This is a genomic window from Nonomuraea sp. NPDC050310 (genome assembly GCF_040655795.1).
In the GTDB taxonomy this organism is placed as follows: Bacteria; Actinomycetota; Actinomycetes; order Streptosporangiales; family Streptosporangiaceae; genus Nonomuraea.
On the sequence record NZ_JBFAKP010000014.1, the window covers coordinates 119,943 to 132,525 of the forward strand.

Annotated in this window: 12 protein-coding genes and 1 pseudogene; 6 read left to right on the top strand and 7 right to left on the bottom strand. The window is 71.0% G+C overall.

Features of this window, described 5'->3' with window-relative positions:
- The first annotated feature begins 451 nt into the window (after window positions 1–451).
- Window positions 452–1,372, top strand: a complete 921-nt coding sequence (locus AB0I67_RS28455) for a hypothetical protein (protein WP_357929259.1) — start codon at window positions 452–454, stop codon at window positions 1,370–1,372.
- Window positions 1,373–1,570: 198 nt separating this feature from the next.
- Here AB0I67_RS28455 and AB0I67_RS28460 read toward each other — a convergent pair whose 3' ends face one another.
- From AB0I67_RS28460 to AB0I67_RS28470, 3 genes are all read right to left on the bottom strand, one after another.
- Window positions 1,571–3,262 carry an alpha/beta fold hydrolase gene (locus AB0I67_RS28460; protein ID WP_357929261.1) on the bottom strand — a complete coding sequence of 564 codons (1,692 nt, stop codon included), beginning with the start codon at window positions 3,260–3,262 and terminating at the stop codon, window positions 1,571–1,573.
- A gap of 74 nt (window positions 3,263–3,336) precedes the next feature.
- The gene (locus AB0I67_RS28465; protein ID WP_357929263.1) at window positions 3,337–3,894 is read right to left on the bottom strand and encodes a TetR/AcrR family transcriptional regulator; all 558 of its coding nucleotides are present in this window, start codon (window positions 3,892–3,894) and stop codon (window positions 3,337–3,339) included.
- 50 nt (window positions 3,895–3,944) lie between these two features.
- Window positions 3,945–4,538 (bottom strand): TetR/AcrR family transcriptional regulator, encoded by a 594-nt coding sequence (locus AB0I67_RS28470; RefSeq protein ID WP_357929265.1) that lies wholly within the window; start codon window positions 4,536–4,538, stop codon window positions 3,945–3,947.
- A gap of 138 nt (window positions 4,539–4,676) precedes the next feature.
- On the opposite strand from AB0I67_RS28470, the gene AB0I67_RS28475 reads away from it, so the two are divergent.
- Window positions 4,677–5,219: a dihydrofolate reductase family protein gene (locus AB0I67_RS28475; RefSeq protein WP_357929267.1), complete on the top strand. Its 543-nt coding sequence runs from the start codon at window positions 4,677–4,679 to the stop codon at window positions 5,217–5,219.
- Here AB0I67_RS28475 and AB0I67_RS28480 read toward each other — a convergent pair.
- Window positions 5,216–5,947 (bottom strand): annotated as a pseudogene (locus AB0I67_RS28480) (alpha/beta hydrolase); the annotation flags it as partial. The gene AB0I67_RS28475 and the pseudogene AB0I67_RS28480 overlap by 4 nt on opposite strands.
- 440 nt (window positions 5,948–6,387) lie before the next feature.
- On the opposite strand from AB0I67_RS28480, the gene radA reads away from it, so the two are divergent.
- The gene (radA, locus tag AB0I67_RS28485; RefSeq protein ID WP_357929270.1) at window positions 6,388–7,794 is read left to right on the top strand and encodes a DNA repair protein RadA; all 1,407 of its coding nucleotides are present in this window, start codon (window positions 6,388–6,390) and stop codon (window positions 7,792–7,794) included.
- A gap of 133 nt (window positions 7,795–7,927) precedes the next feature.
- Complete coding sequence (gene disA / locus AB0I67_RS28490) at window positions 7,928–9,004, top strand: DNA integrity scanning diadenylate cyclase DisA (RefSeq protein WP_357929273.1); 1,077 nt, start codon at window positions 7,928–7,930, stop codon at window positions 9,002–9,004.
- A 6-nt stretch (window positions 9,005–9,010) separates the two neighbouring features.
- Here the strand turns inward: disA and AB0I67_RS28495 are convergent, their stop codons facing one another.
- Window positions 9,011–9,682: a hypothetical protein gene (locus AB0I67_RS28495; protein WP_357929276.1), complete on the bottom strand. Its 672-nt coding sequence runs from the start codon at window positions 9,680–9,682 to the stop codon at window positions 9,011–9,013.
- 168 nt (window positions 9,683–9,850) lie between these two features.
- On the opposite strand from AB0I67_RS28495, the gene AB0I67_RS28500 reads away from it, so the two are divergent.
- Complete coding sequence (locus AB0I67_RS28500; RefSeq protein ID WP_357929476.1) at window positions 9,851–10,606, top strand: A/G-specific adenine glycosylase; 756 nt, start codon at window positions 9,851–9,853, stop codon at window positions 10,604–10,606.
- An 18-nt stretch (window positions 10,607–10,624) separates the two neighbouring features.
- Here the strand turns inward: AB0I67_RS28500 and AB0I67_RS28505 are convergent, their stop codons facing one another.
- Window positions 10,625–10,996 carry a cupin domain-containing protein gene (locus AB0I67_RS28505; protein ID WP_357929279.1) on the bottom strand — a complete coding sequence of 124 codons (372 nt, stop codon included), beginning with the start codon at window positions 10,994–10,996 and terminating at the stop codon, window positions 10,625–10,627.
- 115 nt (window positions 10,997–11,111) lie between these two features.
- Between AB0I67_RS28505 and AB0I67_RS28510 the strand changes: the two genes are divergently transcribed.
- A complete protein-coding gene (locus tag AB0I67_RS28510; protein ID WP_357929281.1) occupies window positions 11,112–11,522 on the top strand; it encodes a MarR family winged helix-turn-helix transcriptional regulator in 411 nt (136 codons plus the stop codon).
- Between the two features lie 15 nt (window positions 11,523–11,537).
- On the opposite strand, the gene AB0I67_RS28515 is transcribed toward AB0I67_RS28510, so the two are convergent.
- Window positions 11,538–12,479 carry a TIM barrel protein gene (locus AB0I67_RS28515; RefSeq protein ID WP_357929283.1) on the bottom strand — a complete coding sequence of 314 codons (942 nt, stop codon included), beginning with the start codon at window positions 12,477–12,479 and terminating at the stop codon, window positions 11,538–11,540.
- Window positions 12,480–12,583: the final 104 nt, after the last annotated feature.

The window sequence follows — 12,583 nt, forward strand, 5'->3', positions numbered from 1 at the left end:
CGGCCGTTCCTCCGCCGACGACGGGTCGGCCAGCCGTATGGTGTGGCCGAGGGACCATGATCGCGGGTGTCCTCCTCGGCCGTGCTCCTCGCACGCTGAGCTCCCACCGTGCGAAGGCCTGGGCCACCAGCAGCCGCCTGCGGCCACGGACGCCTACATGCTGGCTTGGGCTGAGGAGGCGCTCGGTTCGGCCGATCCCCCGGCGTGGCTGCCCGGGCCGGAACATGACGGCACCTGGTACGCGGCCCTGCCTGACAGAAAACCCTAAGATGCGCTGGCCTCGGTGAGGGTGTAGGTCATCATGGCCGCCCAAGAGCCGCGTCCGACGGGGACCTCGCAGTCCAAAGAAGAGCGCTTAGCCCGGTACGAACACATTCGTCCCAGAATCGACAGGCTTTCTCCTGCTCCGCCACAATGAGCGACGATCTTCACCCCCCTCACCGGACAGGACATGAAAGCTCTCATCGCCACCGTGGCTCTCGCCACCGCCCTCCCCGGCACCGCCCACGCCTCCGCCGCCCCCGACCCGGTGGCCACCGTGCGCGCCCTGCTGGCCCGCAGCGCCGGAGTCACGATCGAGTTCCTGGGTGGCGCCCAGACCGACCTGTTCTGGCAGAACGACTCCCCCCGTCAGCAGATCACCGGCGGCCTCGGTTTCCGAGGCACCGGCAAGCTCAAGCTCAGCCCCACCGGAGTCACGGCCTCCGAGATCACCCGCATCGTGGACCTGGAGGGCGAAGTCCTCATGCAGCAGGAGGCCGACAAGGGCGACGCTTACTGGGCCGGTCTGCTCGCATCCGCCGGGACGACCCGCATGATCAGCACGAAGGGCTGGCTCTACCACCTGCTGCCCAAGACCCGCTCCTGGCTTCGCACCGGGCGCGCCAGCGGGGCCGCCGCGGCGTACGGCGACCAGATCATCAACGTGCTGGAACCCGCCACCCTGGCCAAGCTGATCGCTACCGCTGACCGCTTCAACGTCACCCCGTGGATCAAGGACCGCGCCACCGGCCGCCGCAAGCGCATCTACACCCACAGCGGAACCATCACCTTCAAGGAGCTGTACCGGATCTCCCCCACCTTCCGCGAGGCGGCGGGTACCCCGAACGTCGGCGCCGACGAGATCTGGTGGCAGTACCTGTACGACGACCGCGGCCTGCCGGACCGGCTCGCCTGGCACTTCACCACGACCACCAAGACCAAGGGCCTGGGCGACGACCGCATCCGCTCGATCCGAGCGGTCACCCGGTTCTGGGACTGGCAGGCCAAGGTCGCCATCACCGCCCCCGTCGCGAAGCCCGGCCGGGCACCCGCCGTTGACGAGATGACCGACATCCTGCGCGCGGGCGCCCGCCCCGCTGACACTGACTGACGGCTCGTCCCGCACCGACGCCGGGATGGCTGGCACGAGCGGCCAGCCACTCGCCGGCGAAAGGGCTTGCCCGGCATTCCACGTCTGAGGTGCACGCCGCCCCCTACCGCATGCTCGCCGTACTTCCCGGAACCTCCCACCGTCACCCGGCCAAGGCCGCGGGCGATGCCGTACGGCTCGCGCGTCTGCGGGATCTGCTCAGCTCAGCGTGACGTTCGCGGTCGTTCCAGCCGTGGGAGCGGTGAGCGGTTCGAGGTGACGGGCCAGCTCGGCGGGGTGGGTGAGCTGCGGGTAGTGCCCAGCGCCGGCGAGCTCGGTCATCGGGTGGTCGACGTCCATGGTCAGAGGGTCGGCCGAGCCCACGAGGATCTCCACCGGGACGATCACGCGCCGCAGCAGCGACAGTGTCGCCTCACGCTCAGTGAAGGAGGCGCGCATCGCGGCGATCACCCGGCCCGCCGCCCCCGGACGGCGCAGGTCCGCTGCGGCGCTCGCCACCTCCGGTCCCTCGGGAAGGCCGAGCGTGGCGGCCAGGCGGGCCGCGGACATGCGACGCAGCATGGGTACGGCCAGGCGCGAGCGGGTGAGCCACGGGCTCGGCGCCTGCAGGAAGGCGGGGGCGACGAGGACGAGCTTGCTGATGCGGTCGGGATGCTCGACGGCGAAGCGGAGCGCCGGCCCCGCGGCCGCCGAGTGGGCGACCAGCGCGGGCCGGGTCCGGACCGGGGCCATCAGGTCGGCGAGCCACTCATGCGTCGGCTGGTCCGTGGCGGCCGAGCGGCCCAGGCCGGGGAGGTCGGCCGCCAGGATCGGGCCGGACAGGTGAGCGGCCACCGGCGCCCACAGGTCGGCGTTCATCGGCAGCCCGTGCAGCAGGACCTGCGCGGGCCGGTGTGCCTCGCCCATCGTCCACGTGCGGTCGCGGAAGCCGTACGGGCTCAGCCACGGCTGCGCGGCGCCGAAGCGGCCGGCCACCAGGTCGTTAGTCCAGGCGCGCAGGGCTTGGCCGGCCGGGGGCATCCGCAGACCGGTCCTGGCGGCGAGCGCGCGAGCCGTACCCGTCGGATAGCGATCGGCCGACAGGAACGACAGCGTCTCAGGGTCGGCCCCGGTGATCTTCCTGGGCAGCCGGCGCAGCAGGCCGAGCGGGATGGTACGGCGAGGCGCCCGCACGCCCAGGTGAGCGGCGACCGTGCCGACGAGCTCGGGCAGCGGCGGCGTCGACTCGTCGAGCACCCAGTAGTCCTCCACCTCGGGCGAGGCCGGGATCTCCGCCAGGAACCGCGAGAAGTAGCCGGTCGTCACGATCGGCACGACGACGTCGGGGCCGCCCGGAAGCGCGGGCAGCCGCCCGTTCCACAGATCCCGCACGAGCGAGCCCAGACCGATGTACTGGCCAGGACCGATCACCGAGCTGGGGTTGGCCATGCTCAGCGGGACCCCCAGCTCAGCGGCCCTGGCGCGCATCTCACGATCGCCCTCGGCCTTCGACGCCTCGTAGGCGCCCAGGTGGGCGTAGTCCGGGTGCACGTTGCTCACCCGGTAGCCGCTGACGTGCACGAGCCTGCGTAGTTCCGGCAGGGTCGCGGCCCATTCCAGGACGTTGAGCGCGCCGGTCACGTTGGCCGCCCGTGCCTCCTCCACGCTGAGGCCGAACGCGTAGCGGCCCGCGGTGTTGTAGACGTCACGCACCTGGGGCAGACCCGACAGCGGCCGGGTGATGTCGGCCGTGACGACCGTCAGGCCGCTGGTGTCGACGTTCTGCGCGTGCAGCCAGGGGGTGAGGGTGTCCTTGCGTACGGCTGCCGCCACCCGCTGTCCCTTGGCCAGCAGTTCGACGACCAGGGAGCGGCCGAGGAAACCCGTCGCTCCGAAAACCATCGCATCCATGAGGAATCCTCCGAATAGATCGGTCTACATATTTTCAGGTCAGAAAGAAGGCCCGCCTCCAGCGGCGGGCCCGTCTAGCGGAGCAAAGCGGCGAGCTGACCGGCGACCTGCTCCAGCGGTCGCCTGCTGCGGTGTGCCTTGGCGAGCAATAGCGCTCCCTCGATCAGGGCCAGGACGGTGACCGCGAGGTCGTCGGCGTCCGCCCGCTCCGAGAGCCGTTCACGCAGGGCGGCCGCCCATGAGGTGTACACCTCCGAGCAGGCCTGGTGCAGCGGGTCGCTGGTAGCTGCCATCTCCAGCGCCACCGTGGCCACCGGGCACCCCTTGTGCCAGCCCGATTCCTCCAGCCGGTCACCCAGATGCCGCAGGATCCCCTCGACGAACTCCGCCATGGACGCGCTGGACCCGGCCAGCTCCTCGAAGGCGTCGCCGACCGCCTGGCCGGCCCGCCGGATCGACTCGCCGACGAGCTGGTCCTTGCCCTCGGGGAAGTGGAAGTACAACGAGCCGCGTGGTGCGCCGCTGGTCGCGATCACCTGGTTCAGCCCTGCGGCGGCGTACCCTCCGGACTCGACCAGATCCAGTGTCGCGTCCAGGATCCGGTTCCGCGTCTCCATGCCCTTCTGCCCCATGGCCTGAGAATAGACCGGTCTACATATTTCTGGCAACCGCCCCGATCACGTCAGGGAGTTGCCGCGAAGCGTGCGGCGATCGTCCGGGCTGCCTCGTCGACCGCTCGCGCCTGCTCTTCCTCGGTGATCGACCACGTGCCGTGCATGAGCCGCGGCCAGAAGATCGCGGACGCGATCATGCCGAGGAACTGCGCGGACGCCAGATCCGGATCAGCGATGTCGGCGCTTCCCGCGGTGTGCGCCTCCCGAAGATAGCGCCCCAGTGCCTGCAGTACAGGCAGCGCGCCGAAGTCGAAGGTCCGCTCGCGCAGCTCGGGGAAGTGGGGCGATTCGGCGATCACGGTCCGCATCAGGGCGACCATGCGAGGACGGGTCACCAGCTCCGCATATGCGCGACCCAGCACCACCAGGCCCGCGTGGAGGTCGCCGGTCGGGATCTCGACCGGCTCCGGAGTCGGCGATCCGCCGGCCGCGAGCACCGTCGCCTCGAAGAGCTCGGCCTTGGTCGGGAACTGCTTGAAGAGCGTCGCCTTGGACACCCCTGCGCGCTCGGCGACCCGTGCCAGAGGCGTGCGGTCGTACCCGAACTCCAGGAAGAGCTGCGCGGCGGCGCCGAGGATCGCCTCACGGTTGGTCGCGGCCACCTCACGGTGGTACGAGGAGCGTCCACGTGTCATCCGGCCAGTGTCTCATAGAGGTGAGTTCATTGACTCACCATGACGCGCACGTCTACGGTGATAGAGGTGAGTCGCTTGACTCACCTCTACGAGTCAGGAGCGGCCATGGCTACTGTGATCGTCCACGCGACCATCACCCTCGACGGATTCCTGGCGAAGGAGGACGGCGGGGTCGACTGGATGTTCGGCCGGCCTTCTGCCCCCGAGGACGACGCCGTCGTCGAGGCGGTGATGAGCCGGATCGGCGCGGTGGTCGGCGGCGCGAACAAGACCCAGACCATCGAGGACGGCGAGATCCCGTACGGCGGCATGCTGAAGGTTCCCGTCTACCTGATGACCCACAGCCCCCATGAGCCGATCGAGCGCGACGGCACCACGTACACCTTCGTCGTCGACGACATCGCCGAGGCCGTCAGGCTGGCCACGCAAGCGGCCGGGGACCGCTGGGTCAGCCTGCTCGGCGGAAGCATCGCACGACAGTGCCTGCGGCTCGGTCTCGTCGACGAGCTCCACCTGGACGTCGCGCCGGTCCTGCTCGGCGACGGCATCTCGCTGTTCGCCGGCCTTGGTCGGCACATCGAGCTCGAGCGCCTCGAAACGTCGGCCTTCGCGAGCGAGGCCCACCTTCGCTACCGGGTCCTCCGTTAGCCAGAGGCCCGTCCAGCGGTGCGAGCCGCCGGGTTACGGGCGTGCACGACCGGCTGCGAGCACCCGCTCGAGCCACTTGGCCCGCGCCTCACGCGTCCGGATCGACACCGCCGCCTCGGGCGCGAAATTCTCGTAGCCGTGTAGCCGCCGGGCCAGACGTGCAGCTCTGTGGATACGCCGCCGGCGAGCAACGTCGACGCGTAGGCGATGGCCGCGTCACGGAACACCCCGCATCCGCCGACGTCGATGAAGGTCTGAGGCAGCCCTCGCAGGTCGTCGGCACGAGCCGGGGACTCGTAGATGCTCACCTCCCGCTCTTCGTTCCCTTCGCCGAGGATCGCGTTCCACGCCTAGACGTTCGTCTCCCTCACCCAGGAGTCGATCGCTCCCCGCGCTGCGCTGAACTGCTGCGACGAGGTCGTCCGGTGACCGTCGTCGAGCTGCGGGCAGTTGAGCATCTGCCCCAGAAGCTACGGTCCCCCGTTGTCCCGGACGAGCAACCCGACGCCGGCGGCCAGACCTCCGCCTCCCGAGATCCCGGAGAGGATGATCCGAGACGGGTCGATCATGAACTCGTCAGCATGCGCGGCCAGATACACCAATGCCGAGTAGCACTCCATCGCCGCACGTGGCGCCCGCGCTTCCGGGGCGAGGGTGTACTCGGGGGTGACCAAGAACCCACTGCACGCGCTCCGGAACCGGCGTCGAATGGCGGGTCCCGAGGACCATCCCGCCCCCGTGGATGTCGTAGAGCGCGGGAAGGGTGCGGTTCTCCGAGCCCCGAGGACGAAGGATCCCCAGGGTGACGTCGCCCTCGCGAGTCGGTACGGTGCGGTCCTCGTACGTCAGATCGAACCGGTCGAAGAGCGCACGCAGGCCGCGATCGCGTTCCTTCTCGGCGCCGGGAAGGGCGGACCGCCACTGGCGGAGGTCGTCGTCCGTGCGGATCCCCCCTTCCGCCCGACAGTCGGCGGGTGCGGCTGAAGGATTCCTGAACAGGATCGCCGCCGGGCCGGACCGCTGGACGGCGGTAGCTCCGCCAAGGCCCGCAGCTAGAGGGCCGTGACGACGGCTCTGCAGGTATTCGTGCCTACCGCCGCCCATCACGGGCTCGGGACCGGGCCAGGCGGAGCCGTCTTTGTCGGTCCCGGCCGCTAGCCTGCTCCGCATGGCGAAGACTGCTGCTGGATACCGCTGCACCGAGTGCGGCTGGCGCACACTGAAGTGGGTCGGCCGGTGCGGTGAGTGCCAGGCGTGGGGCACGGTCGACGAGGAGGGCGCCGCCAAGGGCGTCCGCGTCGTGCAAGGCGGCGCCACGAGCGCCCCCGCGATCCCGATCGGCCAGGTCAAGGCGGACGTCGCCATCGCCCGCACCACCGGCATCGGCGAGCTCGACCGCGTGCTCGGCGGCGGCATGGTGCCGGGCGCGGTGGTCCTGCTGGCCGGCGAGCCGGGCATCGGCAAGTCCACCCTGCTCCTGGAGGCCGCGGCCAAGCTCGCCGAGCGCGAGACGGTGCTCTACGTGACCGGCGAGGAGTCCTCCTCCCAGGTCCGGCTGCGCGCCGACCGCATCGGCGCGATCCGCGACCGGCTCTTCCTGGCCGCCGAGACCGAGCTGGCGGCGCTGGTCAGCCACGTGGAAAAGGTGCAGCCGCGCTTCCTGGTCGTCGACTCGGTGCAGACCATCGGCACCTCGCAGGCCACCGGCGTGCCCGGCGGCGTCACGCAGGTGCGCGAGGTGGCCGCCAACCTGGTACGGCTGGCCAAGGAACGCGACATGTCCACGGTGATCGTCGGCCACGTCACCAAGGAAGGCTCGATCGCCGGTCCCCGCACGCTGGAGCACCTCGTCGACGTGGTGCTCAACTTCGAGGGCGACCGCCACTCCCGGCTGCGCCTGGTGCGCGCGGTGAAGAACCGCTTCGGCCCGACCGACGAGGTCGGCTGCTTCGACCTGCACGAGCGCGGCATCGAGGGGATCAGCGACCCCACCGGCCTGTTCGTCTCCCACCGCAGCAAGCCCGTGCCCGGCACCTGCGTCACAGTCACCGTCGAGGGCACCCGCCCGCTGCCGGCCGAGGTCCAGGCGCTCGTCGCCCGCACCGAGGCCCAGCAGCCGCGCCGTACCAGCGCCGGGCTCGACCCCTACCGCGTGCAGCTCATCCTCGCCGTGCTCGAACGCCGGCTCAACGCCCGGCTGGGCGGCAGCGACGTCTTCACCGCCACCGTGGGCGGCATCAAGCTCACCGATCCCGCGATCGACCTGGCGGTCATGCTCGCCGTGGCCAGTGCCGCCGGCGACAAGGCCCTGCCCGCCGGGCTGATCGCCCTGGGCGAGGTCGGCCTGGCCGGCGAGCTGCGCCCGGTGCGTGACGTGCGGCGCCGGCTGACCGAGGCCTCGCGGCTCGGCTTCACCCGGGCGCTGGTGCCCAAGGGCTCCCTGGAGGAGGGCGGCCGGCGGGGCGCTCCCGGGCGGCAACGCACCCTCGTGCCGGTCGGCCCGACCCAGTTCGCGCCCGGTTTCGAGGTCGTCGAGGCCGAGAACGTGTGGGACGCGCTCACCCACGTCACCTGACCTCTCCACAGCCCCGCCAGACCCGCTCGACCCGCGAAAACAGTGCCGCCACACCAGTGAAGTGCGGGAGGCCCGCCCCCAGGTGGCAGGTCCCCGCTAAGCTGAGGATGGAACAGAGCGACACGGGGGCCATGTGGCGACACTTGATGACCGCCGTCGCGAAGTCCTGGCAGCCCTGGCTCCGGGCACGCAACTGCGCGACGGTCTGGAGCGAATCCTGCGCGGGCACACCGGCGGGCTGATCGTCCTGGGCTACGACAGCGTGGTGGAAGAGATCTGCAGCGGCGGCTTCCAGCTTGACGTGGGCTTCTCCGCCACCGGGCTGCGCGAGCTGGCCAAGATGGACGGCGCCATCGTGCTGCGCTCCGGCGACTACCAGGTGGTGCGCGCCGCCGTACACCTCGTGCCCGATCCGTCCATCCCGACCGACGAGTCCGGCACCCGCCACCGCACCGCCCAGCGGGTCGCGCGGCAGACCGGTTACCCGGTCATCGCGATCAGCAAGTCGATGCGGATCATCGCCCTCTACCTCGACGGCATCCGTTACGTGCTGGAGGAGTCGGCGGCGATCCTGTCCAAGGCCAACCAGGCCCTGGCCACCCTCGAACGCTACAAGCACCGCCTCGACGAGGTCTCCGGCACGTTGTCCGCGCTGGAGATCGAGGATCTGGTCACCGTACGGGACGTCTCGGCCGTGGCCCAGCGGCTGGAGATGGTCCGCCGCATCGCCGACGAGATCGAGGGCTACGTCGTCGAGCTCGGCACCGACGGCCGGCTGCTGTCCCTGCAGCTCGACGAGCTGGTCGCCGGCGTCGACTCCGAGCGCGAGCTCGTCGTCCGCGACTACCTGCCGTCGGGCTCCGGGCGGCGGCAGAAGAGCTTCGCCCAGTCGCTGCACGACATGGACCAGCTCTCTCCCAGCGACTTGCTCGACCTGGCCGCCGTCGCGACCGTGCTGGGCTATGCGGGTAACGAGGCCCTCGACAGCCCGGTCAGCCCGCGTGGTTTCCGCCTGCTGGCCAAGGTCCCGCGCCTGCCCGGCACGGTCGTCGACCGGCTGGTGGACCACTTCGGCGGGCTGCAGAAGCTCCTGGCCGCCAGCATCGACGACCTCCAGGCCGTGGGGGGCGTGGGCGAGTCCCGGGCGCGCAGCGTGCGAGAGGGCCTGTCACGGCTGGCCGAATCGTCCATCCTCGAACGCTACGTCTAACCCTCGCTACCGCAGGTGGAAGACCGACTTCCGGCTGCGCATCTCCCCCGTGTCCACCACCGCGACGTAGGTCCCGGGCAGCGCCACCGGCTGCTTGCCGCCGCAGCTCTCCCCCGACCTGCGCCGGTCCCAGTCCACCGTCTTGACGTACGGCACGCCGCGCTCCAGCCGCTCGACCTGCTCGCCGGAGCCGGCCACACAGTCCGAGGTCGACCAGATCCGGTCAGCCCCGGAGGTGATCCGGAACTCGATGGCCCGCGGCCCGACATCGAAGGTGCACATGACCGGGCCGGTGTTCACCAGCGTGTAGACGAACCCGGGCCGGGCGTCCCCGGTGTAGACCTCCTGGCGGCCCTGCAACGAGAGCACCAGATCCTTGCGGTCACACGGCTGGCCGGGACGGCGCGGCCGCGCGGCGGCGGGCTTCACCGAAGGCTTGGTGACGGTGGGTGACGGCGTCGGCGACGGCGTGATCGACGGCAGGCCCGCCAGCACGGGGTCCGCGCTCGGCGAGGCACTGGCCGAGGCGCCGCTCGCGGTCGGGCTCTTCGGCCCCTCTGACCCGCCGGAACACGCCCAGGCCACGACGGCGACCACCACGAGGACGCCCACCAGCAGGGTCATGCGCCGCCGCCAGTAGACGTCTCCACCATCGCCACGCAACGTGTCCGGCTCCATACGCACAGCATGGATCACATCCCGGCTCGCCCGCCCGGCGACCCGCCGTAGTCTTTACTCGTGCCCGACCTGCAGACCCCCATCCTCGACTGGTACGCGGCGAATGCCCGGGATCTTCCGTGGCGGCAGCCCGACGCCTCCCCGTGGGGCATCCTGGTCAGCGAGATCATGCTCCAGCAGACGCCGGTCGCCCGCGTGCTGCCGATCTGGCTGGAGTGGATGGAGCGCTGGCCGTACCCCAAGGACCTGGCCGCCGAGGCGCCCGGTGAGGCGGTCCGGCACTGGGGACGGCTGGGCTATCCGCGGCGGGCGCTGCGGCTGCACGCGTGCGCGGTGGCCATTACCGAGCAGCATGGCGGCGAGGTGCCCGACGACCACGCGACCCTGCTCGCCCTGCCGGGCATCGGGGAGTACACCGCGGCGGCCGTGGCCAGCTTCGCCTTCGGCGGGCGGCACGCGGTGCTCGACACCAACGTCCGCCGGGTCTTCGCGCGAGCCGTACGCTCCCAGGAGTACCCGCCCACCGCGACCTCCGCGGTCGAGCGGCGGCTGGCCGAGTCGTTGCTGCCCGAGGTGGGCGCGCCGACCTGGGGTGTGGCGGTGATGGAGCTGGGCGCCCTGGTCTGTACGGCACGCGCCCCGCGCTGCGCGGACTGCCCGATCGCCGACCGGTGCGCCTGGCGGCTGGCCGGCAAGCCCCCGCACGACGGGCCGCCGCGCAAGGGCCAGACCTACGACGGGACCGACCGGCAGTGCCGGGGACGGCTGCTGGCCGTCCTGCGTGGCGCGCACGGCCCGGTGCCGAAGGCCGCGCTGGACGTGACCTGGGAGGACGCGATCCAGCGCGAGCGCGCTCTCGACGGGTTGATCGCCGACGGGCTGGCGGAGGTGCTCGACGACGGCACCTACCGCCTGCCCGCCTGACCTTCCAAAACCCGGGGCTCAGGCGATCCAGGACGGGACGCCGAAGTCCTTGCCGTCCACCGAGGCCCGGGCGGTGCCGGGAGCGGTGCAGATGGCGGTGAAGCCCGCCTCCTCATCGGCCGTCAGGCGGCGCGTCACCCCGGCGGGCAACACCACGGTGTCCCCCGCGGTCACGGTCAGCGCCTGCTCCCCGAGCTGCACCGTCGCGCCACCGGCCAGGAAGGTCCAGATCTGCTCGGTGCTGATCTCGTGCAGCGGGCCCGAGGCGCCGGCCGGCACCTCGACCCGCCACAACGACAGCTCGGAGCCGCCCTGCGTGGGCGAGGCCAGGGTGGTCATGACGCCGGTGGCGGTTTCCGATCGACGGGTTTCCTGCTCGCGGACCAGCATGCCGTACTCCTAAGATAGACAAAGACATTGTCCTTTATAGTCAAACAGGTTGTCTATCATGTCAAGCGATCCCCCGGGATTCGAGCTGCCACTCCGTCTCTTCCTCGGATTCCGGATGCTCATCGACGAGCTCCACGCCGAGCTGGGCCGGCAGGGACATCCGGACCTGCGGCCCATGCACGGCTTCGTGCTGCAGGCGATCGGCGGGTCGGGCTGCACCGCGGTCGAGCTCGGACGCACCCTGGGCGTGTCGAAGCAGGCCGCGGGCAAGACGATCGAGACGCTGGAGCGGCTCGGCTACGTGGTGAGCGCGCGCGACCCGCAGGACAGCCGGAAGAAGATCGCCCGGATCAGCGAGCGAGGCTGGGACGCGTTGCGGCGCTCGGCGGAGATCTTCGACCGGCTCCGCGCGGGCTGGGCCGAGACCCTGGGCGAGGAGCGCCTGCGCGCGCTGGAGAGCGACCTGCGCAAGGTCACCCCCGCCGACCCCTGGCGCCTGGACGTCCCCGGCTGGTTCAGCACCTGACCGGGGACACGCAGGTCAGGCCGCGAGCTGCAGGCCGAGGCCGGTCAAGCTGGTGCGGGCCCAGTCGAGTTCCTCGGCCAGCATCGACACCAGCGCGCCCGGCCCCTTGGCCTTGAGCGGCACGGCCAGGTTGTGCGTCTCGACCTCGATGTGCGCGGTGCCGTTCACCGCGCCCGACAGGATCGCGTTGAGCGTGTCGTGCAGCACCGCCCCGGTGTCGGGCGATTCGTTGGTGTGGTTGTGCACGTGCCCCAGTTTGACCACAGGGGCTCCGGCCAGCGCCAGGCCACGCAGGGCCTCACCCGACTGCTCCGTGTCGCCACAGGCCAGATGGCAGGCGTCCAGGCATACACCCAGGTGGTCGGAGTCGATGTCGCCGACCCGCTCCAGCGCCTGCTCGGTGGTCTCCAGCACGCAGCCCGGCCACGGCTCGAAGCCGACGCGGATCGTCTTGCCGGTCACGCTGTAGATGCCGCGCAGCTCGCGGGCCAGCCGCTCCAGCCGGCGCGTGGCGATCGTGTGCAGGTCGGCCGGCCAGTCGCGCCGCCAGCCGATCGGGATGGTGGAGATGCTCCCGAACCGCACGTCCTCCGGCAGCAGGAACGCCAGGATCTTGGCCAGAGCCATCGTGTAGCGGTAGCGCTCCGGCTTGGCCCAGTCGGGACCCGGCACCTCCTGGTTGCGCCCGCCGGTGCCGTTCAGGCTCACGACCTCCAGCCCGCGCTCCTCCAGCGACCGGCGCAGCCGTACCAGCTCGATCCGGTCGGCGGTCAGGTGGTCGGCCACGCCGGGCGACAACCACAGCCCGATGCCCATCCGCTCCACGCCCAGCCGCTTGCGCACCGGCACCGCGTACCTGGTCAGGTGCGCGATCAGGTTCTCCAGGTCTTCCGCGGGGTGAACGCCGGCGTTGTAGGCCAGGTGAACGAGCGTTCCGTCCTCGTGACGCAGGCGCATCGAATTCCTCCACGGCTTTGACTGTTGACGTTCTCGCCCGCATCGAGCATCCCGGCTCGAGGGCGACCTTCGCGTCCGCCCTGGGTTGACTGCTTACTACTCCC